Genomic DNA, 26680 nt, shown 5'->3' with positions numbered 1-26680 from the left:
ATCCAAACCGGGTTGGTCGTGATTGGCGGCCCGGGCCGTATTGTCACCCGCCACGGGATGGGGCATAGGGGGCCATGCTCTACGTTCTCTGGGACGAGGCCCACCTGTGGGGCGTGCTCATGCTGCGGGCGCTGTCCGCCTGGGGCCTGCCGGTGCGGCTCACGCGCGCGCACGAGCTGGCGGGCGGGCTTCTGGACGCGGCCCCGCCCCGCGTGCTGGCCGTGCCGGGCGGCTTCGCCAGCCGCAAGGCCGCCTGCCTCGGCCAGGCCGGGCTCGAGGCCGTGCGCCGCTACGTGGCCGGGGGTGGGTCGTACCTGGGCATCTGCGGCGGGGCTGGCCTGGGGCTCACCGTGCCCGGCGGGCTGGCCTTGTGCCCCTGGACCCGCGAGCCCTTCGCCCACCGCCTGCAGCACTTCGCCAGCGGCAACGTGGAGCTCGTCCCGAGGCGTACGCCCTATACCCCCGGGGGGCTCGAGCGCCCCCTGGCCCCGGTATGGTGGCCCGCGAAATTCCGCCCCATGGAAGGCGCCGTCGAGGTGGTCGCCGCCTACGGCAGGCCCGGGCCCGGCTTCATGATGGCGGACATCCCGCTCTCGCTGGTGCCCGGACAGGCCCTGGAGGACTGGGAGGCCCTGTATGGGGTGCGCCTGGCCCCGGCCTTCGCCGAGGGTGATCCCTGCATCGTGGCCGGAAATTTCGGGCAGGGGCGCTACGTGCTCTCCCACGCCCACCTGGAAACCCCCGACTCGCCCGAGGCCAACGCCTGGCTCGCGCACATCCTTGCCGAACTGTCCGGCGCACCCGTGCCGCGCTCGTCTGCTCCCGCCTGCCCGTCCTGGAGGATCGGCGGCGAGGAGCCCCGCTGGACCGACCCGGCCCTGGTCCGGGCCATGGCGCTGATGCTGGGCGCGGTTACCCTGGGCGAGGCCCACGGCCTCCTCAGCTGGCGCGAGCCCTGGCTGCTGGGCTGGCGGCAGGGCTTGCCCGGAGCGCAACTCTCGGGCATCCTGGCCATGCTGGACCAGGCCCTGGCTCTTGAACCGTCGCAGGAGTCCCTGCGGTTCTTCGAGCGCCGCCGCGAACAGTTCTCACGCACCATGGAGCTCCTGGCCACAGGGCTCTCGGGCTACCTGCTGGCAGAACGCCTGGCGCTGACACTTATGCGGGTGGACCCCGAGGCCGTGCCGGAACGCGGCCTGCGCGAGGCCCGCACCAACCTTTTCGGCCCTCCTCCGGGCACGGGAGGATTTTCCGGCGCGGGCGGCGGCCTGTGCGGGATGGTCCTCGGCGTGCTGGAAGAGTGCATCCACCTCACCGCCAAGGAGGCGACGCCATGGGCGTGCTGAAACTTGTCCTCGGACTCGTGGTCATCTGCTGGCTCGGAATCGCCGCGTTCGTCTACTTCACCCAGGGGTCGCTTCTCTACCAGCCTCTCCCGACCAACGTCCTGATCGAGACCGAGCTCATGAACACCGTGCCCGGCCTGGAAGTGCTGCTGGTGACCACCCCGGACGGACAGTCCCTCTCGGGCTGGTTCCTGCCCCGCAAGCGGGGGCGCTCGCTCGCTCCGGTGCTGGTCTACTACGGCGGCAACGCAGAGGATGTGATGGACTTCATGCGCCAGGCCAAGAACTATCCGGACGTGTCCATCGCCGCCGTGAACTACAGGGGATACGGCCGCTCCACCGGCGTCCCCAGCGAGGCCGCGCTGAAGGAGGACGCCCTTGCGGTGTTCGACCAGGCATCGGCCATGACCGGCGGCAAGGGACTCGTCATGGGGCGCAGCCTGGGTTCGGGGTTGGCCGCCCACGTGGCCGCCGAGCGCGAGGTCATTGGGGCGGTGCTGTTGACGCCCTACGACTCCATCCTGGCCGTGGCCAAGGATCATTACCCCTACCTGCCGGTGTCGCTCCTGCTCAAGGAGCGCTGGAACGCCCTGCCCGACGCCGCCAAGGCCCAGGCTCCGGCCATGGTGATCACGGCCAACCAGGACGGCGTCATCTCCGATGCACGGTCCGACGCCCTGTACGACGCCTGGGCCGGGAGCAAGCTGCGGGTCAGGGTGCCCCTGGCCGGACACAACGACATCGTCAATTTCCCCGACTGCACCAAGGCGATCCAGAAATTCCTCCAGGACAACGTCCGCTGAATCGCAAGAGTTGACGAGGAGTTAACAAAACTGTAGCTACAACGGACCACCGCAACAGACGTACGCACAACCAGTCGGAAAGGAGGTCCTCCGTGAACGCCTTGACTCTGGTCTTTGCCGCACTCTGCATCTTCGCCATCGGCTACAGGTTCTACGGCATCTTCTTCGTCCGCACGGTACTCGGGGTCAAACCCGAACGGGCTACGCCCGCGGTCAAAATGGCCGACGGCGTGGACTACGTGAAAACCAACAAATTCGTGCTGTTCGGGCACCACTTCGCGGCCATCGCCGCCGCAGGGCCGCTCCTTGGGCCGGTGCTCGCCGCCCAGTTCGGCTACATGCCGGGCGCGCTGTGGATCCTCATCGGCTGCGTGCTGGCCGGGGCCGTGCACGACTCGGTGGTGCTCTTCGCCTCCGTGCGCCACAAGGGCCAAAGCCTGGCCTACATCGCCACCCAGGAGATCGGGAAGCTCACCGGGTCCGTGGCCTCGGTGGCCGTGCTCTTCATCCTGATCCTCACCCTGGCGGGCCTGTCCCTGGCCGTGGTCAACGCCATGTTCTCGAGCCCCTGGGGCACCTTCACCGTGTTCGCCACCATCCCCATCGCGCTGCTCATGGGCGTGTACCTGCACGTCTGGCGCGACGGCGACGTGGCCGGGGCCTCGATCATCGGCGTGGTGCTTCTGGTGCTGGCCATTCTGGCCGGGCCGCACGTGGTGGCCAACCCCACCCTGTCCGCCTGGTTCACCCTCTCGCGCAACAACATCGCCCTGACCATCCCGGTCTACGGCTTCGTGGCCTCGGTGCTGCCGGTGTGGCTGCTGCTGTGCCCGCGCGACTACCTGTCCACGTACCTGAAGATCGGCACCATCGCCATGCTGGCCATCGGAATCTTCTGGGTGCGCCCGGACCTGCTCATGCCCGCCACCACCCAGTTCATTAACGGCGGCGGCCCCATCATCCCCGGACCGGTGTTCCCCTTCCTGCTCATCACCATTGCTTGCGGGGCCCTGTCCGGATTCCACGCCATCATCGGCTCCGGCACCACGCCCAAGATGATCAGCTCCGAGGACGACATCCTTTTCGTGGGCTACGGCGCCATGCTCACCGAGGGCTTCGTGGCCATCATGGCCCTGATCGCCGCCTGCGTCATGGTCCCGGCTGACTACTTCGCCATCAACGCCGCCCCGGCGGCTTTCGAGAAGCTGGGCATGGCCGTGGTCAACCTGCCCGACCTCTCCGCGGCCGTGGGCGAGAAGCTCCAGGGCAGGCCCGGCGGCGCGGTGTCCCTGGCCGTGGGCATGGCCCAGATATTCTCCGCCATCCCCTTCATGAAGGGCCTCATGGGCTACTGGTACCACTTCGCCATCATGTTCGAGGCCGTGTTCATCCTCACCGCCGTGGACACCGGCACCCGCGTGGGCCGCTTCTTCCTGCAGGAGATGATCGGCCACGTGATCCCCCGCTTCGCCGAGAAGCGCTGGTGGCCCGGCATCATCATCACCAGCGCGATCTTCACCCTCTCCTGGGGATACCTGGTCTACACCGGCGACATCTCCACCATCTGGCCGTTGTTCGGCATGTCCAACCAGCTGCTGGCCGCCGTGGGACTCATCATCGGCACCACGCTCATCATCCGCATGAACAAGGCCCGCTACGCCTGGATGACCGCCGTGCCCGGCCTGGCCATGGTCTGCGTCACCATGTGGGCGGGATACCTGCAGATATTCAACAACTATCTGCCCAAGAACCTCTACCTGCTGGCCACCCTGGCCGCCTGCGTCATGGCGCTCATGGCCGTGGTCATCGTGGGGTCCATCCGCAGGTGGATGCACCTGCTCAGCGTGGCCAAGCCCCAGCCCGACGCCTACGGCGAGCCCGTGCTGGAAGTGGTCCCCGAGTAACCTTGACTAATCCCAGGCCCTGGCCTACTCGCCAGGGCCTGGGAGACCATCATGAAAACGCTCGTCATCGCCCTGACCGTCCTGCTCGCGGCCACGTCCGTGCTGGCCCAGACCACCACGACCACTACGACGACCACGTCCACCACCCCGCAGGCCACGGTCAACACCCTGCCCCCGGCCTCCACCTGCTTCACCTGCGACTGCAACAACCAGGACTTCTCCTGCCGCACTCCCTGCAACGCTATCACCGACTTCGCCTCGCGCCAGCAGTGCCTCTCCGCCTGCGACCAGGCCCAGGCCACCTGCCTCTCCAACGCCCAGGTGCAGCAGCGCGCCGTGGACACTCTGCGCCAGACCCTGCAGACCACCGGCGGCACCAGCACCACCGGCGTGAACAGCACCGGCAGCAACTAGCCCGGAGACGGGAACAGAGAGAGGGGAGAAGCCTCCTTAGGCCTTAGGGAGTTGACCCGGGCCTTCCTGGCCTTCGCCCTGCGGGCGCTGCTCCGCAGCGCCCAATTCCGCCTCCTGCGGAATTGCCGTCCCTTTGGAATCCCATTGAGGCGTGTGTTTCCAGGCCAAAACGGAGACGTCCGCGCATCGGCCTCGGCGCCTGAGCAGACCGGTCGAATCGTCCCAGAGCCCCAATCTGTCTTTCCGCCCGTAATAATCCCTGGTTTTGACCGTTTCGGGGCCGCCTTTCGTTGCCACAGGCCCCCGCTTGGTCTATGCTCGCGCCAAATTCTCCATAAAGCGAGGGCGCGATGCACAAGACGGCTTCACCCGGCACCGTCTCATTCTTCGGCACCTGCCTCGCGGACGCAGCCTTCCCCGGAGCGGGAATGGCGGCCATCCGCATCCTTGAACACCTCGGGCTCGACGTCGTCTATCCCCTGGAACAGGGGTGTTGCGGACAGCCCGCCTACAACTCGGGCTTCCCCGGCGAGGCCCGCAAGGTCGCCCTGCGCCAGATCGAGGCCTTCGCAGGCCAGAGCGGCCCCATCGTCGTCCCCTCCGGATCGTGCGCGGGCATGCTCAAGCTCCACTACCCCAAGCTCTTCGAGGGGCATCCTCGCTACTTCGAGGTGCTGGCCTTCTCCGGGCGTGTCTTCGAATTCTTCGACTTCATCGGACGCGAGCTCGGGGCCTGCTTCGAGGACAGGGGCCCGTCCGTCACCGTGGCCTGGCACTCCTCCTGCCACGCCATGCGCGAGACCGGCTCCACCCAGGCGGCCAAGGCCATCCTGCGCGGCCTCGCCAACGTGGAGCTCAAGGAGATCACCCGCGAATACGAGTGTTGCGGCTTCGGCGGCACCTTTTCCGTGAAGCGCCCCGAGGTCTCGGCGGCCATGGTGCGCGACAAGGTCGCCGACATCGCGGCCACCGGGGCCTCCATGGTGCTCTCGGCCGACTGCGGATGCCTGCTCAACATCACCGGCGCGGCGGCCAAGATGGGGCAATCCTTCACCGGCATGCACCTGGCCGAATTCCTCTGGGGGCGCATCCATGCATAACGACCCGCACTTCGACTTCACCGCCTCGCTCGAAAAGGCCCTGGCCGACCCCCAGCTCGGGGAGAACTTCAAGAACGCCATGACCGGTCTGCGCGGCAAGCGCCTGGCCATCTTCCCCGACGCGGACGAGCTGGCCAAGCTCCGCGCCACGGGCAAGGCCGTCAAGGCCCGCGCCCTGTCCAAACTGCCGGAGCTGCTCGTCCGACTGGAGGCCAACTGCGTCAAGAATGGCATCCGGGTCCACTGGGCCCAGACCGGCGAAGAGGCCAACGCGATGATCCTGGACATCCTGCGCGCGCACGGGGCCACGAGGCTGGTAAAGGGCAAGTCCATGGCCTCGGAGGAAACCGGGCTTAACCACTATCTGGAAAAACACGACGTGGAGGCCCTGGAGACCGACCTGGGCGAATTCATCATCCAGCTCGACGGCGAAACCCCCTCGCACATCATCGTGCCCGCCGTGCACAAGAATAAGAAGCAGGTGGCCGAGACCTTCCACCGCCACCTGCCCGGCGCGCCCTACACCGAGGACGTGCAGGAATTAAACGCCATGGCCCGCAAGACCCTGCGCGAGAAGTTCCGCACCGCCCACGCCGGGCTCTCGGGCGTAAACTTCGCCGTGGCCGAGACCGGCACCCTGGTGCTGGTGGAAAACGAGGGAAACGGACGCATGTGCACCCACGTGCCGCCCGTACATATCGCCCTCATGGGCATCGACAAGGTGGTGGAGAACCTCTCGGACCTGCCGCCGCTCCTGCGCCTGCTCACCGGATCGGCCACGGGCCAGCTCATGACCACCTACCTCAACTGCATCACCTCCCCCAGGCGCGAGGGCGAGAAGGACGGCCCCAAGGAAGTCCACCTGGTGCTCCTGGACAACGGCCGCACCCGCCTGTTCGCCGACCCGCAGCTCTCGGCGGGCCTTCGCTGCATCCGCTGCGGGGCCTGCATGAACAACTGCCCCGTGTACGTGCGCGTGGGCGGCCACGCCTACGGCTCGGTGTACCCCGGTCCCATCGGCTCGGTGCTCACCCCGCAGTTCGAGGGCATCGACGCCAAGGGAGACCTGGCCGGGGCCTCCAGCCTATGCGGAGCCTGCGAAGAAGTGTGTCCCGTGCTCATCCCCCTGGCCGAACACCTGCGGCGCATCCGGGCCGAAGGCCAAGGCTGCCCCGACACCTGCCATGTACGCGGCTGCGGCTCCAAGCGCACCCTGGCCGAGACCCTGGCCTGGAAAGCCTGGGCCTTCCTTGAGTCCAACCCCTGGCTGCGCGAGCGCCTGCTGCGCCTGGCGGGCCTTTTGGGCGACCGCATCCCCGCCGTGGGCCCGCTCAAGGCCTGGACCAGCGCCCGCACTACCCCCAAGCTCGCCCCCAAAAGCCTGCGCCAGCTCGTGCGCGAGGAGGGCATCCGCCATGAGTAGCCAAGACGCCCGCGAACAGATCCTCTCGCGCCTGGGGGCCCACAAGCCCGGCCCGCCGCCCACCGTGGCCCCGCACCTGGCCTGGAGCGCCCCCGTGCTCGCCCCGGCCGAGCGCACCGCCTCCCTGGTCAAACGCATGGAGGCCATGCGCGCCGAGATACGCCGCACGCCGGAAAAGAAGTGGAAAGAAGCCCTGGCGCAGCTCCTCACGGACAAGGGTCCCGCCACCCTGGCCTACGGCCCAGGAGCCTGGTTCGCCAAGGACCTCAAGACCCTGCTGGCCAAAAGCAACACCGAAGCCAAACCCTACGCCGAAGACGCCGAGCACTTCCGCGACACCCTCTTCGGCACCGCGGCGTCCATCACGTCGGTCCAGGCGGGCATCGCCGAAACCGGGGCGCTGGTGCTCATCCCCGGACCGGGCGAGCCGCGCCTGTTGTCGCTGGTGCCGCCCGTGCACATCGCCGTCCTGCGGGCCTCGGACATCGTGAGCACCCTGGCCGAGGCGCTGGAAACGCTGTCCTCCGGGACGACCATGGCCTCCAACGTGGTGCTCGTGACCGGACCGTCCAAGACCGCCGACATCGAGCTGACCCTGGCCTTCGGCGTGCATGGGCCGAAAGAGGTGGTGGTACTGTTGTTGGAGTAAAGGCGAAGATGCCTCCGGCGGCCAAAGGGACGCAGTCCCTTTGGAATCCCCTTTCGCTTCGCGTCGATGGATGCGAGCACGGTCAAAAAAGGCAGGGAGTGCGCAAAGCCGCACTCCCTGCCTTAATTTATTGAGGGTCCAGGGGGATCATCCCCCTGGCGGGTGCAGGGCAGCGCCCTGCCGGGGTGTGGGGCAGCGCCCCACTCTCCTACTCTCCCAGCCCTTCCATGGCCTCGTCCACGCTCCAGCCGTCGTGGACGACCTTGCCCAGTGCCTGCAGAAGCCGCGTGGGGTCCTTGTGCTGGAAGATGTTGCGCCCGACGGAAAGCCCCGAGCCCCCGGCCTGCACGGAATCCGACACCATGCGCAGGAAGTCCCTGGTGGTGGGGGTTTTGGGGCCGCCCGCGATGACCACGGGGATGCGCGCTCCGGCCACTATGGTGGAGAACGATTCAGGATCGCCGGTGTAGGGCACCTTGACGAGGTCCGCGCCCAGTTCCATGCCCACTCGGGCGCAGTGGGCAACCACGGAGGGATCGAACTCGTTTTTGATCTTGGGGCCGCGCCCGTAGACCATGGCCACCACGGGGATGCCCCAGTGCGAGGCCTCTCGCGTGATGCGCCCCATGTCGGCGAGCATGACGCGTTCGGACTCGTCGCCCAGGTTGACGTGCAGGCTCACGGCGTCGGCGCCCAGCTGCACGGCCTCCTCTACCTCGCAGACCAGGGTCTTGGCTCCGGGGAAGGGCGAGAGGTTGGTGGAGGCCGAAAGGTGCACGATGAGCCCGATGTCGCGGCCCCTGGCGCGGTGGCCGCAGGGCACCACGCCCTTGTGCATGAGCACGGCGTTGGCCCCGCCCTCCACGATGCGGGTGACGGTGTCGCGCATGTCGATGATGCCCTCGATGGGTCCCACGGTGACGCCGTGGTCCAGGGGCACGATGATGGCGCGGCCCGTGTCGCGGTTGACGATGCGTTCCAGACGGATGGTCTTTCCGATGTGCATGGGTTCCTCCTGGCTCTTTCCCGGGCGGACGGCGTTCCCGGCATGAAAAAGGGGCCGCGAACGATCGTTCGCGGCCCCGTGGAAGGGCGCTCTGCGGTTTATCCTACGAGTTCTCGCCCGGCCACGCCCCGCGAAAGCGGACACCGTAGGAATAATAATAGATGCTGAAGATGCGGGCGTGGGGGTTGCGCATGACCTTGGGTTTAGTCATGGTAGGCGGCAGCTGTCAAGACGGAGGGACGTATGCGAGTGTTGTGCGCGGGCATGTTGCTTGCCCTTTTGGCTGCCTGTTCAGGGCAGCCCACGGTGGTGAACCCAAACAAGTCCGAGGCCGAGGCCCGGGCCGACTACCACGACTGCCGGGCCAGCGCGGCCATGGCCGTGGCCGTGGTCCCCAAGGGCAAGGACGTGGACGATATCCGCCAGAAGGCCTTGGACGACTGCATGAAGACCAAGGGCTACGACGTGAAGTGAGGCAAACTCTGTGGTGATCACGGTGCGCTGTTTCGGGAGCCTGGCCGCGATCGGTCCCGGCACCCAGCGGATGGAGCTGCCGGAGGGAGCGGGAGTGGCCGACGTCCTGGCGCGGCTGGCGTTGCCGGAAGGCGTCGAGGCCATGCCCATGCTGGACGGCGGCCCGGCGGCTCCGGCGAGCCCGCTGCGCGACGGCGCGGTCCTCGATCTGCTGCCAATAGTCGAGGGAGGCTGACCCCTCTTTTCATCATGGCTTTTTTGGCATAGCCCTTTTCCATGCACCAGGAATCTGAAGCACCTCACGGCCGTCTGGCCGACGGTTTCGGGCGAGTGGTCAGCTACCTGCGGGTGAGCGTCACGGACAGATGCAACCTGCGCTGCATGTACTGCCGCCCCGTCAAGGATTTCCAGGCCATCTCCCATTCGGACATCCTCTCCTACGAGGAATACCTGCGTATCATCCGCCTGGGCGCGCCGTTGGGTCTGACCAAGGTCCGCCTCACGGGCGGCGAGCCCTTGGCCCGGCGCGGATTCGACCGCTTTCTGGAGCAGGTGATGCTGGCCGCCCCCGGCATGGACGTGCGCCTGACCACCAACGGCACCCTGCTGCCCGGCCGGGCCAAGACCCTGGCATCGCTCGGGCTCAAGGCGGTGAACATCTCGCTCGATTCGCTCGATCCCGAGAATTTCCACCGCATCACCGGCGCGGACCTCTTCGCCGACGTGCGCCGGGGCATCGACGAATGCCTCGAGGCCGGGCTTCGGGTGAAGGTCAACGCCGTGGCCCTGCGCGGTGTCAACGACCACGAGCTGGCCGCCTTCGTGGAACTGGCCCGCACCCATCCCCTGGACATGCGCTTCATCGAGTTCATGCCCATCGGCGGAGACACCCTCTGGGAGGACACCCTCTACTGGCCGGCCTCGGACATCCTGGAACAGGCCGGACGCATGGCCGAGCTCTCCCCCGTGCACCACGGCGACGAAGGCCACGGCCCAGCCAGGATGTGGACCATCGCCGGAGGCCAGGGCCGCCTGGGAGTGATCTCCGGGCTTTCCGGCCACTACTGCCTGAGCTGCAACCGGCTTCGCCTGACCTGCGACGGCAGGCTCAGGCCCTGCCTCTATTCCGACACCGAATACCGGCTGCGCCCCCTCTTGCGTTCGGCCAAGACGAGCGAAGCGCGCATCCTCGAGGTGCTGCGCCGCGCCCTGGCCCGCAAGCCCATGGGGCACAAGCTTCTGGCCGAGCGGAGGAAGCGCGGCGTGTGCTTAAAGCCCATGACGGCCATCGGCGGTTGATCTCCATGGACAAAGGCTATCTGGAGTTGATTTCCTCGAGCGCCTTCCGCGAGGTGCTCGCCGAGTCCCCCCCCCTGCCCGGCACGACCGTCCCCCTGGATGAAGCGGCCGGGCGCTTCCTGGCCGGGGATGTTCTCTCGCCCGAGGATTTGCCCCGCCTGCCCCGATCGAGCATGGACGGCTTCGCCGTGCGCGCCCGCGACTGCTTCGGGGCCACCGAGACCAACCCCTCCTACCTGGACCTGTCCGGCGATCTCTCCATCACGGCCGTCTCCGCCGAGCCCCTGGCTCCGGGCCGCTGCGTGCGGGTGGTCACGGGATCGAGCCTGCCTCCGGGGGCCGACGCCGTGGTCATGGTGGAGCACACCCAGGATCTGGGCGCAGGGACCATCGAGATCAGGAAGGCGGCCGCTCCGGGCGAGAACATGATGCTGGCCGGGGAGGACGCCCTGGCCGGACAGCCGGTCCTGGCCAAGGGGACGCTTGTGCGCCCGGCCGAGATCGGGCTTCTCGCGGCGCTTGGAATCTGCGAAGTGCCCGTGGGAGCCCGGCCCGTGGCGGCGATTCTTTCCACCGGGGACGAGCTGGTGCCGGTTTCGGACACGCCGGGCCCAGGCAGCATTCGCGACGCCAACGCCCCGGCCCTGGCCGCCATGTGCGCCCAGGCCGGGGCGCAGCCGCTTCAAATGGGGATCGTCGGCGACGACGTGGCCTCCATCGCCCAGGCCCTTACGCGCGCCCTGGACGTGGCGGACGCGGTGTTCCTCTCCGGAGGCAGCTCCGTCGGGGTGCGCGACCTGACCATAGAGGCCCTGGAACTCCTGCCGGACACGAAGGTTCTGGTGCACGGCCTGGCTGTCAGCCCCGGCAAGCCCACCATCCTGGCCCGCTCGCGCGGCAAGGCGGTGTGGGGCCTGCCCGGCCAGGTGGCCTCGGCCCAGGTGGTGATGTTCGTGTTCGGCTGTCCGTTCCTGGCCCATCTGGCGGGTGACGCCCAAGCCTTCACCCGGCCCAGGGCCGAGGTGTTCGCACGCCTCGCCCGCAATGTGGCCTCGCGCCAGGGCCGGGAAGACTTCGTGCGCATGCGTCTTGCGCCGGGTTCGGAGGGCCTGCCCGAGGCAGTGCCCGTGCTCGGCAAATCCGGGCTTCTGAAAACCCTGGTCCAGGCCCAGGGGTTGGCCGCAATTCCGGCCGGGCTGGAAGGCCTGGAGGCCGGGACAACCATCCGGGTGATGCTCCTATGACCATCAAGCGCAACATCTATCTCAAGACCGTGCCCATCGAGGAAGCCTTGGCCAAGGCACGGGCGGTGCTGGACCGCCAGGCCTTGGTGGCCGTGGAGAGCGTGCCCGTGGAAGACTGTCTGGGGCGCGTGACGGCCCGCCCGGTCATGGCCAGGCTGAGCTCCCCCACGTACCACTGCGCGGCCATGGACGGCATCGCCGTCCTGGCCGAATCGACCTTCGCCGCGCGAGAGGGCAGCCCCGTGGTCCTCGAGCCGGGCACCGGGTTCGGCATGGTCAACACCGGCCACCCCCTGCCCCCCGGCTTCGACGCCGTGGTGATGATCGAACACGTGGTGTTCGACGACGACGGACGGGCGGTGCTGGAGACCCCGGTGGCCCCCTGGACCCACGTGCGCCGCATCGGCGAGGACATCGTGGCCACGGAACTGGTGCTGCCCAGGCGGCGCAAGCTCACCCCCTACGACATCGGCGCGCTGCTCTCCTGCGGCGTCTGGGAGGCCGACGTCTACGAGCAGGTGCGCATGTCGGTGATCCCCACCGGCGACGAGGTGATGGACTACACCACCCGCCCCGAACCGGGCCCCGGCCAGGTGGTGGAGTCCAACTCGGTCATGCTCTGCGCCCTGGCGCGCTCCTGGGGCGTGGACGCGCGCAGGCGCCCCCCCGTGCCCGACAACATGGAGGCCCTGTCCCGGGCGGTGGAGGAGGCCCTCAACTCCCCGGCCCACATCGTGACGCTTTTGGCCGGGTCCTCGGCCGGAAGCAAGGATTTCACCCGCGCAGTCATGGAGCGCTTCGGCGAGGTGGTGGTGCACGGCATCCAGGCCATGCCAGGCAAGCCGTCGCTTCTGGGCGTGGCCCAGGGCAAGCTCCTGGTCGGCGCGCCGGGCTATCCGGTGTCCGCGGTGGTCTGCTTCGAGGAACTCCTGGCCCCCCTGGCCGCGTGGCTCACCCGCAGCGAGCCGCCCAAGCGGGCCACGGCCAAGGTACGCCTGGCCAAGGACGCGCCTTCACGGCCCGGACTCACGGAATTTTTACGCCTCGCCGTGGGACGGGTGGGCGACTCCTACTCCGCCCTGCCGCTCTCGCGCGGGGCCGGGCTCATCACCACCCTCACCCGGGCCCAGGCCGTGGCCAGGATCGCTCCTGACAAAGAGGGCGTGGCCCGGGGCGAGGAGATCACGGCGGAGCTTCTGGTCTCGCCCGACGAGCTGGAACGCACCCTGGTGGTGGTGGGCAGCCACGACATCACCCTGGACCTGCTGGCCGACGAGCTCATGCGCCTGGACAGCCCCATGCGCCTGGCCTCCAGCCACGTGGGCAGCCTGGGAGGCCTCGCCGCCCTGGCGAACGGATCGGCGCTGATCGCCGGATCGCACCTTCTGGACACCGCCACCGGCGATTTCAACTTCTCCTTCATCGATAAGCACCTGCCGGGCAAGCGCGTGGCGGTGATCAACCTGGCCATCCGCCACCAGGGACTCATCGTAGCCCAGGGGAACCCCAAGGGCATCCAGGACGTCTCCAGCCTCGCCAGCAAGGGCGTGCGCTTCGTCAACCGCCAGCGCGGCGCGGGCACGCGCATCCTGCTGGACTACCACCTGGACATGGCCGGCATCAGCCCCGACCAGGTGCACGGCTACGCTCAAGAAGAGATGACCCACATGGGCGTAGCCGCCAACGTGGCCAACGCCGGGGCGGACTGCGGCCTGGGCGTGTTCGCCGCGGCCAATGCCCTGAAGCTCGACTTCGTTCCCCTGGCCCGGGAGCGCTACGATCTGGTGATGCTCGAGGAGAGCCTTACGGAGCCACGCATCCAGGCGCTTCTGAAAGTGATCGGGAGCGAGGCGTTCAAGGCCAAGGTCGAGGCCCTGGGCGGCTACGAGACCCCCTGGACCGGGCAGCGCATGCAGCCCGGGCAGGGTCTGCCGCCGGACAACGTGGACGTGGGCAACTAAGCCCCGCCGGTCAGGGATAAACCCAACGCGGCGGCGCGCCCCCCGGGCCCCCGCGGCGCTTTTTCGTCCGGCCGGTGGGGCGCGATCAGCCCATGTATTTCGCCCACAAGGCCGACAGCGGCATCACCAGAAACAGCGACGGGATCATGTTGGCCACGGCGAACTGCTTGATGCCGCAGATGCGAAACCCCGTGGCCAGCATGATGAGCCCGCCGCAGGCGGAGAAGTCCGCCACCATGGCCGGGGTGGCCAGGGGCATGATGAAGGCGGCCCCGAAATAGAGCGCGGCCTGGATGGCAAACTGCGGCACCACCAGGGTGGCCACGGTGTAGCCGAGCGACGCCGCGAAGATGGCCGAGGTGAACAGGTCCAGGATGGCCTTCACGATGAGAAGCGTGGGGTCGCCGGTCATGCCCTCGCTCATGGCCCCGAAGATGCCCGTGCCGCTCACGCAGAAGAGCACCATGATGGCCACGAACTTCTCCAGGAATTCGTCGTGGCTCAAATCTCCGGACGGTTTGGAGATCTTTTCGATGAGTTTGCGGGTTTTAGCCGCGATCTTCTGGACGCCGGTTTCCAGGTGGACGAGCTCGCCCAGGATGGAACCCAGAACCAGGGCCAGCACCATGGGCGGCAGGGACTTCACCTTGACGATCATGGCCACGCCCAGCCCCATGGAGGCGCAGCCGAAAACCATGGGCATGCGGTTGCGCAGGTTTTTGCTCAGGCGCGAGCCGAGCATCGCCCCGCCCAGGCTGCCCGCCAATACCGAAACCCCGTTTACGTAGGGACCTAGCATACTCTCTCCTTTGGACGCGGGCGGACACCGAAATCCATCCCCGCCGCGCAGGCCGCCTTACTCCTCAAGAGCTCGACGCGGCAAGGATTTGTGTTCCTAACGGCCTGAAAACGCCCCCGCGCCTAGCCTTTCAACACCTCGTAAAAACAGAGTTTCACCAGCATTACCATCTTGTCAGCATGGCCTTCCCCACGCGCCTTGCGGTGGATTTTTCGGACCGATTGAAGTAAGGGGTCTGTCTGCGGCCGTCCGGCCGTTTTCATCGATATTCCCATTGCCTTTTCGAAGGAGAGTTCATGCCCGCCGCCAAAGTCCCCGCCGATCTTCCCGTGCCCAATCTGAACCAGAACGCCAGGCTCGTGCTGGCCAAACGCTACCTGCGCAAAGGCCCCGACGGCGCACCCATCGAGGACGAGCAGGGCCTGTTCTGGCGCGTGGCGCACTCCATCGCCTCGCGGGAATCCGCCTACGCCGGGTCATCCTGGAAGGCGGACAAGCTGGCCCGGACATTCTACGACCTGATGACCTCCTTCAAGTTCCTGCCCAACTCGCCCACGCTCATGAACGCGGGCACCGACCTGGGCCAGCTGGCCGCCTGCTTCGTGATCCCCGTGGGCGACTCCATGGACGAGATCTTCGACGCGGTGAAGCACGCGGCGCTCATCCACAAGTCCGGCGGCGGCACCGGGTTCTCCTTCTCCCGGCTTCGCCCCACCAACTCCCGGGTGGGCTCCACCGGCGGCGTGGCCTCGGGGCCGGTCTCCTTCATGCGCATCTTCAACACCGCCACCGAGCAGGTGAAGCAGGGCGGCACCCGGCGTGGGGCCAACATGGGCATCCTGCGCGTGGACCATCCGGACATCCTGGAATTCATCCGCTGCAAGGAGCGCGAGGGCGACCTCAACAACTTCAATATTTCAGTGGCCCTGACCGAGGCCTTCATGCAGGCCGTGGAGGACGACGAGCCCTACGACCTGGTGGCCCCGCACACCAAGGAGGTGTTTGGGCAGCTCAAGGCCCGCGAGGTGTTCGCCATCCTGGTGCAGAAGGCCTGGGAGTCCGGCGATCCGGGCATCATCTTCCTGGACCGCATCAACCGCGACAACCCCACTCCGGCCGTGGGCGAGATCGAATCCACCAACCCCTGCGGCGAGCAGCCCCTGCTGCCCTACGAGGCTTGCAACCTGGGTTCGCTCAACCTGGCCCTCATGACCCGCGACTCCCGCGACGGCGTGGACTGGGACGAACTCAAGCGCGTGGTGCACCTGGCCGTGCGCTTCCTGGACAACGTCATCGACGCCTCGGTCTACCCCCTGGACCGCATCACGGAAATGGTGGGCGCCAACCGCAAGATCGGCCTGGGCGTCATGGGCTTCGCGGACCTTCTGTACCAGCTGAACATTCCGTACGACTCCCACGAGGCCCTGAACCTGGCCGAAAAGATCATGGACTTCATCCAGACCGAGTCCAAGGCGGCCTCCAAGGTTCTGGCGGAAGAACGCTCTCCCTTCCCCAACTTCCCCGGCTCCGTGTTCGAGGGCCGCAAGCAGGGACCCTTCCGCAACGCCACCACCACCACCATCGCCCCCACCGGCACCCTGTCCATCCTGGCCGGATGCTCGTCGGGCATCGAGCCGCTCTTCGCGCTCTCCTTCGCCCGCCACGTCATGGACGGCGAGAAGCTGGTGGAGTCCAACCCCTATTTCGAGACCGCGGTGAAGGCCGCCCAGTGCCACTCCCCCAAGCTCATGGAGGAGGTGGCCGCCAAGGGCTCCATCGCGCACATCAGCTACATCCCAGAGGAAATCCGGCGCACCTTCGTCACGGCCATGGACATCGAGCCCGTCTGGCACCTCAAGATGCAGGCCGCCTTCCAGAAGTTCACGGACAACGCCGTGTCCAAGACCGTGAACCTGCCCAACTCCGCCACCCAGGAGGATATCCACAAGATCTACTGGCTGGCCTACGAGCTGGGCTGCAAGGGCGTCACCGTGTACCGCGACGGCTGCAAGTCCGCCCAGGTGCTGTGCACCGGCGACGGTTCCAAGCAGGAGAAGCCCGACGAACGCAAGGAGTCCAAGGTCCGCCACCGCCCCGACGTGTGCTACGGCTTCACCCAGAAGGTGAAGACCGGCTACGGCGACCTCTACCTCACCGTGAACGAGGTGGACGGCAAGCCCTTCGAGATGTTCGCCACCATCGGCAAGTCGGGCCGCTCCATCACCGCCAAGGCCGAGGCCATCGGCCGCCTGGTGTCCCTGGCCCTGCGCTCCGGCGTGGACGTGGCCGACGTGGTGGGGCAGTTGAAGGGCATCGGCGGCGAGAACCCGGTGTTCCAGAAGAAGGGCCTGCTTCTCTCGCTGCCCGACGCCGTGTCCTGGGTGCTGGAGAACCGCTACCTCCAGGGCCGGGCCAAGGCCGAGGACTTCCAGTCCCTCAATGTTCCCACCTGCCCCGAGTGCGCCGAGGAGCTCGTGTTCGAGGAAGGCTGCTACGTGTGCAAGGCCTGCGGCTTCACCAAGTGCGGCTGATGCGGCGGTAGGCAATGATCTCGGCCGTCCAGCTGACCCACGCCTTCTCGGACCACCTCGCCCTGCGCGCGGTGAGCTTCCGGGTGGCCAAGGGGGAGTTCGCCTTCCTCACCGGCCACTCCGGCGCGGGCAAGACCACGCTGTTGCGCCTGCTGCACGGCGACCTTCCGCTGCAGCGGGGCAAGGCGCGCGTTGCGGGCTACGACCTGGGCTCCATCAAGAAAAGCCGCCTGCCGTATTTGCGCCGCGACGTGGCCGTAGTCTTCCAGGACTTCAAAATCCTCCTGGACCGCACCGTGGAGGAAAACGTCCGCCTGCCCCTGGAAGTGTCCGGCATGGCCTGGGACCAGATCAAACGCCGGGTGGATTCGGTGCTTTCCTCCCTGCACCTGACGCGCATGGCGGGGCTCGATTGCGCCAGCCTGTCCGGCGGCGAGCAGCAGCGCGTGGCCATCGCCCGGGCCATGGCCGGAGGCCCCAAGGTGATCCTGGCCGACGAGCCCACCGGCAACCTGGACTGGAACATGGCCCAGCGCCTCATGGAGGTGTTCAAGCAGTTCCACGCCCACGGCGTGACCATCCTCATGGCCACCCACAACCAGGACATCGTGCGATCCACGCCGCAGGCCAGGGTGCTCAGCCTCGAGGCGGGGTTCCTGCTCTCCGGGGGCACCGACGACGAGACCGCGGAACAGGACGACGACGCGGACGGCCCCGGCGTGAACCCTGAGGACTGGCGGCCATGACCCTCTTCAAACGCGCCCTGTCCCGGGCCTTCACCCAGATCGTCCGCAGCCCGGGGCTGCACGCCATGTCCGCCCTGGCGCTCGGGCTTACCTGCTTTTTGGCCGGGGCCTTCGGCATGTTCCTGACCAACCTGGACGAATACCTCCAGGCCCACCAGGGGCACGCCCAGTTCCAGATATACTGGAAGCCCGGCTCGGACCTGGCCGCGGTGCGCAAGCAGTGGGACGCCATCCGGGCCATGCCCGGCGTGGACGAGTTCGTGGGCTTCACCCCGGACCAGGCCCTGGAGAGCCTGAAGAAATCCCTGGGCACGGGCTTCGACTTTTCCTGGATGGGGAATGTGAGCCCCCTGCCCGCCACGGGGCTGGCCTCGCTTCGCGTGCTGAGCGAAGACATGCGCCAGCCGCAGATATTCCTGGAGCGCCTGAAGGCCCTGCCGGGCGTGGACAAAGTGCGCATCAACCCCATGCAGCTGGACGTGGCCACAGCCCTGCGCGGGCTTTCGGTCACGGCGCTCATCCCCCTGTCGCTGTCTTTGTCGCTGGCCATCGCCGTGGTGGCCTACTTGGCGGCGCGGCTGTGCCTGGAGGGCCGCCGGGCCGAGGTTGAGATCATGCGCCTGGTGGGCGCTCAGGAATGGTTTGTGCGCCTGCCCTGGGCGGTGAGCGCGGCGATGACCGGACTTGCCGGCGCCGGCGCCGGGCTTGCGGCCCTGCGAGCGGTGCAGTTCTTTCTGTCCGGAGTGCTCTACGAGCCGCCCCTGTGGATCAAGCTCGGCCCCCTGCCCCTGGAGGAGACGGCGGCCATGGCCCTCATGGCCGTGGTCATGTCCGCCCTGGGCGGTTGGCTGGCCGCCAGGGAGTAGCCGTGGCGGGGCGCGGCAGGCTGGTGGCCTGGTTCGGCAGGGAGTACTTCGCCGGGTCCCTGGCCGAATCCGGCTGGCGGCTTTCCATCCACTCCTACCACGAGCCCCGGATCTTCACCTGGGAGCAGATCACGGCCCTGTGCGGCGGCGCGCCCGACGTGCTGGTGCTGGGCGACCGCAGCCATCCCCCGCCCTTCCTCGGCCTGGAAAACTATCCCTGCCTCACGGTCTTCTACAGCGTGGACAGCCACATCCACGCCTGGCATCCCCTCTACGCCCAGGCCTTCGACGCCTGCCTGGTGGGCCTCAAGGACGACCTGCCCCGCTTCGCGGAGGGCCGCCTGGCCCTTGATCGCCTGCTCTGGAGCCCGGCCTACGCCCCCAACCGGGAGCTCATGCCCTGGACCCCGGCCGAGCCCGAGTGGGACGTGCTCTTCGCGGGCACGGTGGACCCGCAGACCACGCCGGGCCGGGCCGCCTTCCTGGAACGGCTTTCGCGCGTGCTGCCGGGGCTCGCGGTGCGCCGGGGCGACTTCAAGGACCTTTTCCCGCTCGGGCGGGTGATCCTCAACGTGGCCGAGCGCGGCGACCTCAACTTCCGGGTGTTCGAGGCCCTGGCCATGGGCAAGCCCCTGCTCACCCCCGTCATAGGCAACGGCTTTCCGGAGCTTTTCCAGGACGGCGTGGACCTCATGGCCTACGCCCCGGACGACGAAGCGGACTGCGCGGCCAAGGCGCGCCTGCTGCTGGATAATCCGGAGAGGGCGGCGGCCATGGGCGCGGCCGGGATGGCCAAGGTGGACGCCTTCCATCGGGCCTCCCACCGGGCGGCGGCCTGCGGGCGTTTCCTGGCGGATTTGCTGGACAGGGGGAACCGGGAACGGCTGGCGCTGGCGGACGAGCTGCGCCGCTCGGTGCTCAGGCCCCTGCACCTGCACTGGGCCGAGGCGTCCGAGGACCCGCTCCTGAAGGCGGCCTATCTGCGCGAGGCCCGGCGGGGCTCCTGACCGCGCCCTCTAGGGATTCAGGACACGGTGCAGCGCCTCCAGCAGCTGCGCGAGGTCCACGGGCTTGGAGACGTAGTCGTCCATGCCCGCGGCGATGAAATTCTCCCGGTCCCCGTTCATGGCGTGGGCGGTCAGGGCGATGACCGGCACGTTTGCCTTCTCCCCGAAGCGGGCTTTGTCGCGGATCGCCGCCACGGCCTGAAGGCCGTCCATTTCCGGCATCTGGATGTCCATGAGCACCGCGTCGATGCTTTCGCGTTCCAGTACCTCCAGGGCTTCGCGCCCGTTAGAGGCGATGTGGACCGTGAATCCCCGGTTCTCGAGCATGCGGCGCATGGTCATCCGGTTGATGGCCTCGTCCTCGGCCAGCAGCACGCTCTGGTGGGAGAATCCCGGAACCGGCTTGGCGACCCTTTCGGGCGCCCGCACGGGTACCGCCTCCTCCAGGGGGATGTCGAAGCGGACGGACGTGCCGTGCCCCTTCTCGCTCTCCATGCGCAGCGAGCCACCCATGAGATTCACCAGCCGCTTGACGATGGACAGCCCCAGGCCCACGCCGTGCCGGAGCCTGGTGTAGGAGCCGTCACCCTGGATGAACGGTTCGAAGAGCTCCGCCAGCCGGTCCTTGGCAATGCCCAGGCCCGTGTCGGAGACGGTGAACGCCAGCTTGCCGTCTTGCCTGTCCACGTCCACGCCGACACGGATTTCCCCCGACGGCGTGAACTTGACCGAATTGCCAACCAGATTGAACAGCACCTGGCGCAGCCGCGCGAAATCGCCCTGCACCGCCGGGGGCACGTCCGGGCTTAAATCCAGGACCAGCGCCAGCCCGGCCTTCCTGGCCTCCTCACCGAAGAGATCGCCCACGGCGGCGAGCAGGTCGGACGGCTGGAACACCTTCTTGACCATGGCCAGTTTCCCGGCCTCGATCTTGGAGAAATCCAGGATGTCATTCAGGACCGTCAGCAGGCTTTGGCCCGATTTCAGGGCCGTCCCCACGAATTCCCGCTGCTGCGGGTCCAGGGGCGTCTCCTCCAGCACCTGGAGCATGCCCAGGGTGCCATTCAGGGGTGTGCGTATCTCGTGGCTCATGTTGGCCAGGAATTCGCTTTTCGCCCGGCTGGCGGACTCGGCCTGCTCCTTGGCGGCGAGCAGGTCCGCCTCAATGCGCTTCTGCTCCGTGATGTCCCGGTTGCAGCCTCTTCGTCCGAGGTACTGTCCGTCCTGGCCGTACACCGGCTCGCAGGTATGGCTGATCTGGATGGTCATCCCGGAGCGGTTGAAGATGCGAAGCTCTATTTCGCCATGGGCCCGCCCCTTGTCGCCGTCCTCGCGCAAATGGGCGTCCCAGGACTCCAGGTCGTCCGGGTGCACGATATCCCGGATGGTCGGCCCTCCAGGGGAGGTGAACTCCCTCGGGGAATAGCCGCTGATGCGCTCGCAGGCCGGAGACACCCAGCGGCAGGCTCCGTCCGGCCCGGCCCAGTATTCCCAGTTGTAGGAGTTGTCCGCGACGATCCTGAAGATGCGCTTGCGTTCCTTGAGCAGCTTCTCGGCCTCCCTGCGCCGCCGCTCCTCGGCCTCGCGCTCCTCGGCCCTGAGCCTGAGCAGGTCGGAGGCGCTCTCCAGGGCTCGGGCCACCTCGTCGGTCTCGGCCAGGCCAGCCCCCGCGGGCGCCACCGCCTCGCCGCGCCCCAGGGCCAAGGCCGAGGGGACGAGCGACTGGATGGAACCGGCGATGCCCCGTCCCACCCCCATGGCCAGCGCCAGCCCGATGACGGACAACAGGGCGGTGCCGCTGAGGGTCCAGCCGAGCCAGGTCCACAGCTCGGACATCATCACCGATTCGGGCACGCTGACGGCCACGGTCCAGCCCGTCACGGGCGAACGGCTGAAGCACAGAACGATGGGCAGCCCCTCCAGGTTCCTGCTCTCCAGCATGCCCTCGTCCAGGTCCCGCGCCGCCCGGAGCCTGCTGCCGGGAGGCAGGGGCTTGCCCACGGACTGCTCCGGATCGAGGGTTCTGGCCACGATCACGGAGTTCGCGTCCACAATGGTGCCCACCCAGTCCGCAGGAAACTGCTGCAGGGCCAGGATAGAATCGAAACGGGACGACGGCACGCTCATGCCCAGGTCGTAGACCACGCGGTCCCCGTCCTTCACGGGCGCGTCCACGCTGATGAGCGCACGGCCCGTGACAGCCCCCTTGAACAGCCCGGATATGTTCGGCACGCCCGTCTCGAACACCCGCCGCACGCCTTCAGGATTGTTGCGTTTGGGCAGGGGGGCGCCGAAAGGCAGATAGGAGTTGATGATTTGCTGGCCGGACACGTCCGCCATGATGATGTCGGAGCCCGGGTAGGACTGGAGCACCTCGCGGACCTGCGCATGGAAGGCGGCCATGTCGCCCGTGTCCAGGGAGGGTGACGTGGCCAGGGCCGTCAGCGCGGCCTGGATGCTCACCAGTTCCCGGTCGACCACCAGGGAGAGCGCCCGGGCCGTTTCCAGCATGTGGCGCCCGATGAGCGCCCGCTTGTTCTCGAACGAGTAATGGACCAGGTAGCCCGCGCTGATCCACACCGGGAGCACGCAGACTGCAACCAGACAGGCCAGTCTGAATGTGATGGTCCTGAAACGGCTCGTCCAGGAGTGTGCGCGGGGCATAATACGTCGCTCTCGAGACCGTTGGGTTGTTCGGTGCGCACCCACAGGGGAAAACCCCATTGATATCTTATAATTTGTGAATCAGATACGATGGCAGGTCAAGCGTAAACCCGCCTTTGCGGCGTCGCCTTCCCGGAGCGGATCTCTGGCCGGCGGACGTTCGCCTCCGGGCCAGGTCCTTCCCGAACCCGCACCCCCGCCACGAAAAATCCCCCCGCGCCTCACGGCACGGGGGGATGGGAACACTCGCCGGGGATCGTCCCGGCCTCACACCGCCTCGCTCAGGGGAGCGCCCTTGCCGTAGCGTTCCTCTCCCAGGCGGGCCAGCTCGGGACTCGGGATATGGCTGGAGATGTTGGTGGCGGTCTGCTTCACGGTATGGCACGCCTTGCAGGCCGGCAGCGGATCAAGGGAGTTGACCCGCTCGCGGGCCACCACGCGGGCCGGGTGGTTCCAGACATCAAAGAAGCTGGAGTCGTTCAGGTTCCCGCAGTTGCCTCCCCCGCCGCAGCACAGGTTCACGGCGCCGTCGTAGCGGACGAAGATGGTCTTCCACGGCTCGCGGCACATGGCGGAGGTGCGGTCCTGGTGCACGGCCTGCGCCGCCTGGGCGGCCAGCTCCGAGAACATGGGCGGGCGCTCCAGGCGCACCCCGGCGGCCCGGGCCATCTCGATGGCCTTGAGCATGTGGTGGTCGGCGTACTCCTGGTGGAAATAGAGCGATTCCTCGAGCATGTGCTCGTGGTGGATGGTGCAGGTGGACACGTAGATGGAGTCCACGCCCAGGTTTCCGGCGATGACGGCCAGCTTCCCGAGCTCCGCGATATTGGAGCGCATAGCCACGAACCCCAACTGGATGGAAGGCAGGTGCACGCCCCGCCTGAGCTTGAGCTCCGAGAGCGCCGCGATGTTGCCCAGCACCTTAAGGAAGTTGCCGCCCCTGATCTTCTGGTAGGTCTTGGGGGTGGCGGCGTCCAGGCTGATCTTCACCTGGGAGAGCCCGGCGTCGAGGAGCATCTCGCGCTTCTTCTCGGTCAGGAGCGACCCGTTGGAGACCATCCACAGCTCGCACCCGGCCTGCGAGCCCGCCCGGAGCAGGCGCTCCAGATGGGGGTACATCAGGGGCTCGCCCCCGGTGATGAAGAGCGTGCGCGCAAACGGCAGCACCTCCTCCAGCCGCGACAGGGCAAGCTCCGAGAGCTCCTTGTCCGAGTCGCGCTCGGACTCGGCGCACATGACGCAATTGTAGTTGCACTTCACCAGGGGCATCACGGTGATGAATTCCGGGAAGGAATTCACCCGGCCCACGTGGCTCGTCATGTAGACGCTGTTGGCCAGCTCGTTCAGGTCCTTGATGTTCTGGGCGTATTGCATGTGGTTCTCCGTGTTTCCCGCGCGCTTCAGGACGCGGCCCTGACGGGGGCCAGCTCGCCGGCCAGGATCCTGTCGGCCAGGGGCCTGGAAAAATGGGTGTAGATGGCGTCCGGCTTCTGCATCTTGCCGAAACAGTTCCGGCAGTATCCGGGCTTGTTTTCCCCGTTGACCGCGGCGCGAAGCCCCGTAAGATTCGCTCCGTTCCAGATTTCCATGAATTCCGAATTGTTGAGGTTGCCCATCACCGGGGCTCCGCCGCAGCATATCTGGCACTCCCCGTCCATGTTCACCATGAGAAGCCGCCAGGGCTCGGAACAGCTGGCGAACACCCGGGTCTCCTCGATGTCCCGGACGCCGAAGGGCGCGGGCAGGTTGATGGGGATGCCGATCTGCTTGGCCGCCGCAGCCGCCTTGTGCATGCACTCGTCGGCATAGTCCTGGTGGAAGTAGAGCGATTCGTGGATCCAGTCCTCGCGGGTACAGTTCATGTAGTAGACGTTCACCTGGTAGATGCCGATGGAGTCCGCCAGGGCCAGGAGCTTGGGCAGCTCGCCCACGTTGGACTTCTGGGCCACGAAGTTGAACTCCAGGATGGGCCACTGCACGCCGTGGGAGAGCTTGAGCTTGGAGAGTTCCAGCACGTTGTTCACGAAGCGCATGAAGTTGCCGCCCCGGATGTACTTGTAGGTGGCGGCGCTTCCCGCGTCGGCCGAGAGCTTGATGTTGAAGACCTGGTTCTCGATGATGAACTGGCGCATGGCCTCGTCCATGAGCGCGCCGTTGCTGGTGATGCGCACCTTGGTGGAGGTCTGGTTGGCCAGGGCCACCGCGGCCTTGAAGTGCGACCAGATCATGGGCTCGCCGCCGATGATCTGCATGGTGTCGGCGAAATAAAAGGCGTCGCGCAGCTTCTCCACCATTTCCCAGGGCATCTCCCGCTTGTCGTAATGCCCCTGGAAGCACATGCGGCAGCGGTAGTTGCAGTTGAAGGTGGTGGTGAGCATGATCTCCTGGGGGAAAGTGGGCACTTCCGCCACCTGGTTGGCGACCATGGAAGGGTACAGGGCGTTGTTCATTATCGTGGTGTGCTGAGGATAACGCACGGCTGTCTCCTTAGGCCGCCTGGGGGCGGATGTATTGCAGCAGGTTGGTGTCGAGAGCGCCTTGAATGACTCCGGCGGCGCGCGGCAGGCAGGCGGCCAGAAAGCCCACGGCTTCGGGGAAGAGCCCCGTGCAGGAGGCCACCGTGAGCCAGGTCATGTCCGTGAGTTCCCGCCCGGCCCGGTCCAGGCGTTCGCAGGCCGCCAGGATGTCCTCCATGGCGTCCAGGTGGTGGGCCGGAGGGACCTTGAGGTCCTCGGGCGTGGCCACCGACCCGCCAGCCACCATGAACCCGGTGCACTGGGCGTAGTCGTAGGGGACGAAGGGCTCGTGGCGCACGCCCTCCTGCCAACGGCTGAAGGCGCCCTCGAAAGCCGCCAGGCGGCCGGAGGCGAAATAGTGGGTGGAGATGGCCCGGGTCCAGTGGTGGAGCTCCATGCCGAGTTCCCGTCGCTGCGCCGCGGCCAGCCAGTCCGCCAGGAAAAGGTTGGAGCGCGTGGGCGTGAAGGCGCTCTGGGGGAAGTCCCAGTAGCTGTGGAACGCCTCGAAAATGCAGCCGTTCACCAGGAGGCCGCCGGGCGAGAGGATGCGAAACGTCTCGTCCGCCGTCCCGGCCTGATTGTCGGAGATGTTCAGGGCCGAGGAGGAGACGGCCAGATCCACGGAGCCGTCGTCGAAAGCGAAGGGGTCGGCGAAGTTGCACTCGCGGAATTCCAGGTTGGGAAGGCTGAATTTCTCGCGCGCCACCCGGAGCGATTCGCGGCTCACGTCCAGGCCCACCACCCGGGCCTCGGGAAAGCGCAAGGCCAGAGACCTGGCGGTCTGTCCCAGGCCGCAGCCCAGCTCCACGATCACGCGGGGTTCGCGGACCAGACGGGCCTCGATATAGGGCCGGAAAGTCTCGAAATGGTCCTGCACAGCCACGTAGCCGGTCTCGTGCCAGCGCTCCTCGGGCAGCGCCAGGAGCTGGTCCAGATGGCTGGTCACGGCCGCATGGTTGACGAAATACCATTTCTTGCGCAGGCGCACCGTGACGTCCGATTCTTGACGCTGCCTGGGCAGGGGACCCGCCACCTCGAAATAGGGCGTCAGCTCCACGGCTTCGTGGCGGCAGATCGACGACGCCTGGCCCAGGGCCAGGGAAAATTGTGCCGGATCGCCCCCGAGAACCACCCAGTCCACCCCGGGGAGGCACTCCAAAGGCGTTCCATCCTCTTGCGGATAGGACATGTCCTCCATGGTGGCCATGAGGGGAAAGACGTAGGGGGCGCGCCCTCGCCAGACCGAACCCGCCACGCGCAGGTCGAAGCAGGCCAGTTCGGGCAGCTCCAGGCGGGGCCGGAGCCTGCCCAGGCGCAGGGGCACGCCGCGCTCGGAGAGAACGGCGCGTACGGGCGCGAAGAATTCCTCGAGCCGGGCTGCGGGAATGAAGACTCTGTGGGTACGGGCCATCGGTCGGGCACCTCGCTGGCTATTTCCCCGGAGACGCAGGGGGCTGGCGCGGTGTGAATAGCAACATGCATGCCACCCGAGACGTCCGGTAGTGCGAGGCAGGCCGTGGGCCAGGGCCTGACACGCAACGGGAAAACCCGTATGCTAAAAAATCTTCACCCTTTGGCGCGAGGAGAGACGATGCCGACAGTGCAGGTTGCCTGGACCTATCTGATTTGCGCCGGCCTCTTCGAGATCGGCTGGCCGGTGGGACTGAAAATGACGTACACGCCGGGCAGAACCGTCCTGGGCGTGGTCATAGCCGTGGTGTGCATGGCCGTGAGCGGCTTTCTGCTGCTGCAGGCCCAGAAGGTCATCCCCATGGGCACGGCCTACGCGGTCTGGACGGGGATCGGCGCGGCCGGGACGTTCCTGGTGGGGCTCGCGTTCTACGGAGACCCGGCAGGCCTTTTGCGCATCCTCGGCGTGGCGCTGATCGTGGCCGGAGTGGCGGCCCTCAAGCTCGCCGCCTGACCCC

At 67.3% G+C, this 26680-nt stretch carries 23 protein-coding genes; 17 read left to right on the top strand and 6 right to left on the bottom strand.

All coding sequences use genetic code 11. From position 1 onward, the window contains the following. Positions 1-74: 74 nt before the first annotated feature. From ML540_RS14615 to ML540_RS14585, 7 genes are all read left to right on the top strand, one after another. Entirely contained in the window at positions 75-1346 is a 1272-nt protein-coding gene (locus ML540_RS14615) for a biotin--protein ligase (RefSeq protein ID WP_243362646.1), read from the top strand. Further along, complete coding sequence (locus ML540_RS14610) at positions 1334-2149, top strand: alpha/beta hydrolase (RefSeq protein ID WP_243362643.1); 816 nt, start codon at positions 1334-1336, stop codon at positions 2147-2149. Before ML540_RS14615 ends, ML540_RS14610 begins: the two co-directional genes overlap by 13 nt. Positions 2150-2241: 92 nt before the next feature. Next, positions 2242-4053 (top strand): carbon starvation CstA family protein, encoded by a 1812-nt coding sequence (locus ML540_RS14605; RefSeq protein WP_243362634.1) that lies wholly within the window; start codon positions 2242-2244, stop codon positions 4051-4053. A 51-nt stretch (positions 4054-4104) separates the two neighbouring features. Further along, positions 4105-4467 carry a hypothetical protein gene (locus tag ML540_RS14600; protein ID WP_243362632.1) on the top strand — a complete coding sequence of 121 codons (363 nt, stop codon included), beginning with the start codon at positions 4105-4107 and terminating at the stop codon, positions 4465-4467. 350 nt (positions 4468-4817) lie between these two features. Continuing rightward, positions 4818-5567 carry a (Fe-S)-binding protein gene (locus ML540_RS14595; protein ID WP_243362629.1) on the top strand — a complete coding sequence of 250 codons (750 nt, stop codon included), beginning with the start codon at positions 4818-4820 and terminating at the stop codon, positions 5565-5567. Then, positions 5560-6990, top strand: a complete 1431-nt coding sequence (locus ML540_RS14590; RefSeq protein ID WP_243362628.1) for a LutB/LldF family L-lactate oxidation iron-sulfur protein — start codon at positions 5560-5562, stop codon at positions 6988-6990. The genes ML540_RS14595 and ML540_RS14590 overlap by 8 nt, the downstream gene beginning before the upstream one ends. Next, the gene (locus tag ML540_RS14585) at positions 6983-7639 is read left to right on the top strand and encodes a LutC/YkgG family protein (RefSeq protein ID WP_243362626.1); all 657 of its coding nucleotides are present in this window, start codon (positions 6983-6985) and stop codon (positions 7637-7639) included. The genes ML540_RS14590 and ML540_RS14585 overlap by 8 nt, the downstream gene beginning before the upstream one ends. Before the next feature lie 208 nt (positions 7640-7847). Here the strand turns inward: ML540_RS14585 and ML540_RS14580 are convergent, their stop codons facing one another. Further along, positions 7848-8645, bottom strand: a complete 798-nt coding sequence (locus ML540_RS14580) for a 2-amino-3,7-dideoxy-D-threo-hept-6-ulosonate synthase (protein ID WP_243362623.1) — start codon at positions 8643-8645, stop codon at positions 7848-7850. 243 nt (positions 8646-8888) lie between these two features. Here ML540_RS14580 and ML540_RS14575 point away from each other — a divergent pair, with 243 nt between their 5' ends. From ML540_RS14575 to ML540_RS14555, 5 genes are read left to right on the top strand one after another with little or no spacing between them, the layout of a single operon-like run. Beyond that, on the top strand, positions 8889-9119 hold the full coding sequence (locus ML540_RS14575) for a hypothetical protein (RefSeq protein WP_243362615.1): 231 nt from the start codon (positions 8889-8891) through the stop codon (positions 9117-9119). Between the two features lie 22 nt (positions 9120-9141). Then, positions 9142-9354, top strand: a complete 213-nt coding sequence (locus ML540_RS14570) for a MoaD/ThiS family protein (RefSeq protein ID WP_243362613.1) — start codon at positions 9142-9144, stop codon at positions 9352-9354. Positions 9355-9395: 41 nt separating this feature from the next. Continuing rightward, entirely contained in the window at positions 9396-10418 is a 1023-nt protein-coding gene (gene moaA, locus ML540_RS14565) for a GTP 3',8-cyclase MoaA (RefSeq protein ID WP_243362605.1), read from the top strand. A gap of 5 nt (positions 10419-10423) precedes the next feature. Further along, positions 10424-11662, top strand: a complete 1239-nt coding sequence (locus ML540_RS14560; protein ID WP_243362603.1) for a molybdopterin molybdotransferase MoeA — start codon at positions 10424-10426, stop codon at positions 11660-11662. 2 nt (positions 11663-11664) lie between these two features. Then, positions 11665-13623: a molybdopterin biosynthesis protein gene (locus ML540_RS14555; RefSeq protein ID WP_243362753.1), complete on the top strand. Its 1959-nt coding sequence runs from the start codon at positions 11665-11667 to the stop codon at positions 13621-13623. An 85-nt stretch (positions 13624-13708) separates the two neighbouring features. Here ML540_RS14555 and ML540_RS14550 read toward each other — a convergent pair whose 3' ends face one another. Beyond that, the gene (locus tag ML540_RS14550; RefSeq protein ID WP_243362596.1) at positions 13709-14422 is read right to left on the bottom strand and encodes a DUF554 domain-containing protein; all 714 of its coding nucleotides are present in this window, start codon (positions 14420-14422) and stop codon (positions 13709-13711) included. A 296-nt stretch (positions 14423-14718) separates the two neighbouring features. Between ML540_RS14550 and ML540_RS14545 the strand changes: the two genes are divergently transcribed. The 4 genes from ML540_RS14545 to ML540_RS14530 are packed head-to-tail and all read left to right on the top strand — an operon-like array spanning position 14719 to position 19572. Next, positions 14719-16953 (top strand): vitamin B12-dependent ribonucleotide reductase, encoded by a 2235-nt coding sequence (locus ML540_RS14545; protein ID WP_243362594.1) that lies wholly within the window; start codon positions 14719-14721, stop codon positions 16951-16953. A gap of 14 nt (positions 16954-16967) precedes the next feature. Further along, positions 16968-17699, top strand: coding sequence for a cell division ATP-binding protein FtsE (locus ML540_RS14540; protein WP_243362592.1), 732 nt, complete (start codon positions 16968-16970; stop codon positions 17697-17699). Then, on the top strand, positions 17696-18565 hold the full coding sequence (locus ML540_RS14535) for a cell division protein FtsX (RefSeq protein ID WP_243362583.1): 870 nt from the start codon (positions 17696-17698) through the stop codon (positions 18563-18565). The genes ML540_RS14540 and ML540_RS14535 overlap by 4 nt, the downstream gene beginning before the upstream one ends. Before the next feature lie 2 nt (positions 18566-18567). Continuing rightward, entirely contained in the window at positions 18568-19572 is a 1005-nt protein-coding gene (locus ML540_RS14530) for a glycosyltransferase (protein ID WP_243362581.1), read from the top strand. Between the two features lie 9 nt (positions 19573-19581). On the opposite strand, the gene ML540_RS14525 is transcribed toward ML540_RS14530, so the two are convergent. The 4 genes from ML540_RS14525 to ML540_RS14510 form a co-directional block, all read right to left on the bottom strand. Continuing rightward, positions 19582-22236 (bottom strand): response regulator, encoded by a 2655-nt coding sequence (locus tag ML540_RS14525; protein WP_243362579.1) that lies wholly within the window; start codon positions 22234-22236, stop codon positions 19582-19584. A gap of 267 nt (positions 22237-22503) precedes the next feature. Beyond that, positions 22504-23610 (bottom strand): radical SAM protein, encoded by a 1107-nt coding sequence (locus ML540_RS14520; protein ID WP_243362578.1) that lies wholly within the window; start codon positions 23608-23610, stop codon positions 22504-22506. A 26-nt stretch (positions 23611-23636) separates the two neighbouring features. Continuing rightward, positions 23637-24713 (bottom strand): radical SAM protein, encoded by a 1077-nt coding sequence (locus ML540_RS14515; protein ID WP_243362568.1) that lies wholly within the window; start codon positions 24711-24713, stop codon positions 23637-23639. A gap of 10 nt (positions 24714-24723) precedes the next feature. Continuing rightward, on the bottom strand, positions 24724-26163 hold the full coding sequence (locus tag ML540_RS14510; RefSeq protein ID WP_243362566.1) for a class I SAM-dependent methyltransferase: 1440 nt from the start codon (positions 26161-26163) through the stop codon (positions 24724-24726). A 180-nt stretch (positions 26164-26343) separates the two neighbouring features. Here ML540_RS14510 and ML540_RS14505 point away from each other — a divergent pair, with 180 nt between their 5' ends. Beyond that, positions 26344-26676, top strand: coding sequence for a DMT family transporter (locus tag ML540_RS14505; RefSeq protein WP_243362564.1), 333 nt, complete (start codon positions 26344-26346; stop codon positions 26674-26676). Positions 26677-26680 lie beyond the last annotated feature (4 nt).

Origin of the sequence: Fundidesulfovibrio terrae (genome assembly GCF_022808915.1) — a bacterium.
In the GTDB taxonomy this organism is placed as follows: Bacteria; Desulfobacterota; Desulfovibrionia; order Desulfovibrionales; family Desulfovibrionaceae; genus Fundidesulfovibrio; species Fundidesulfovibrio terrae.
The sequence above is the reverse complement of the archived record's forward strand: the minus strand, read 5'-3'. Positions and strand labels throughout refer to the sequence as shown.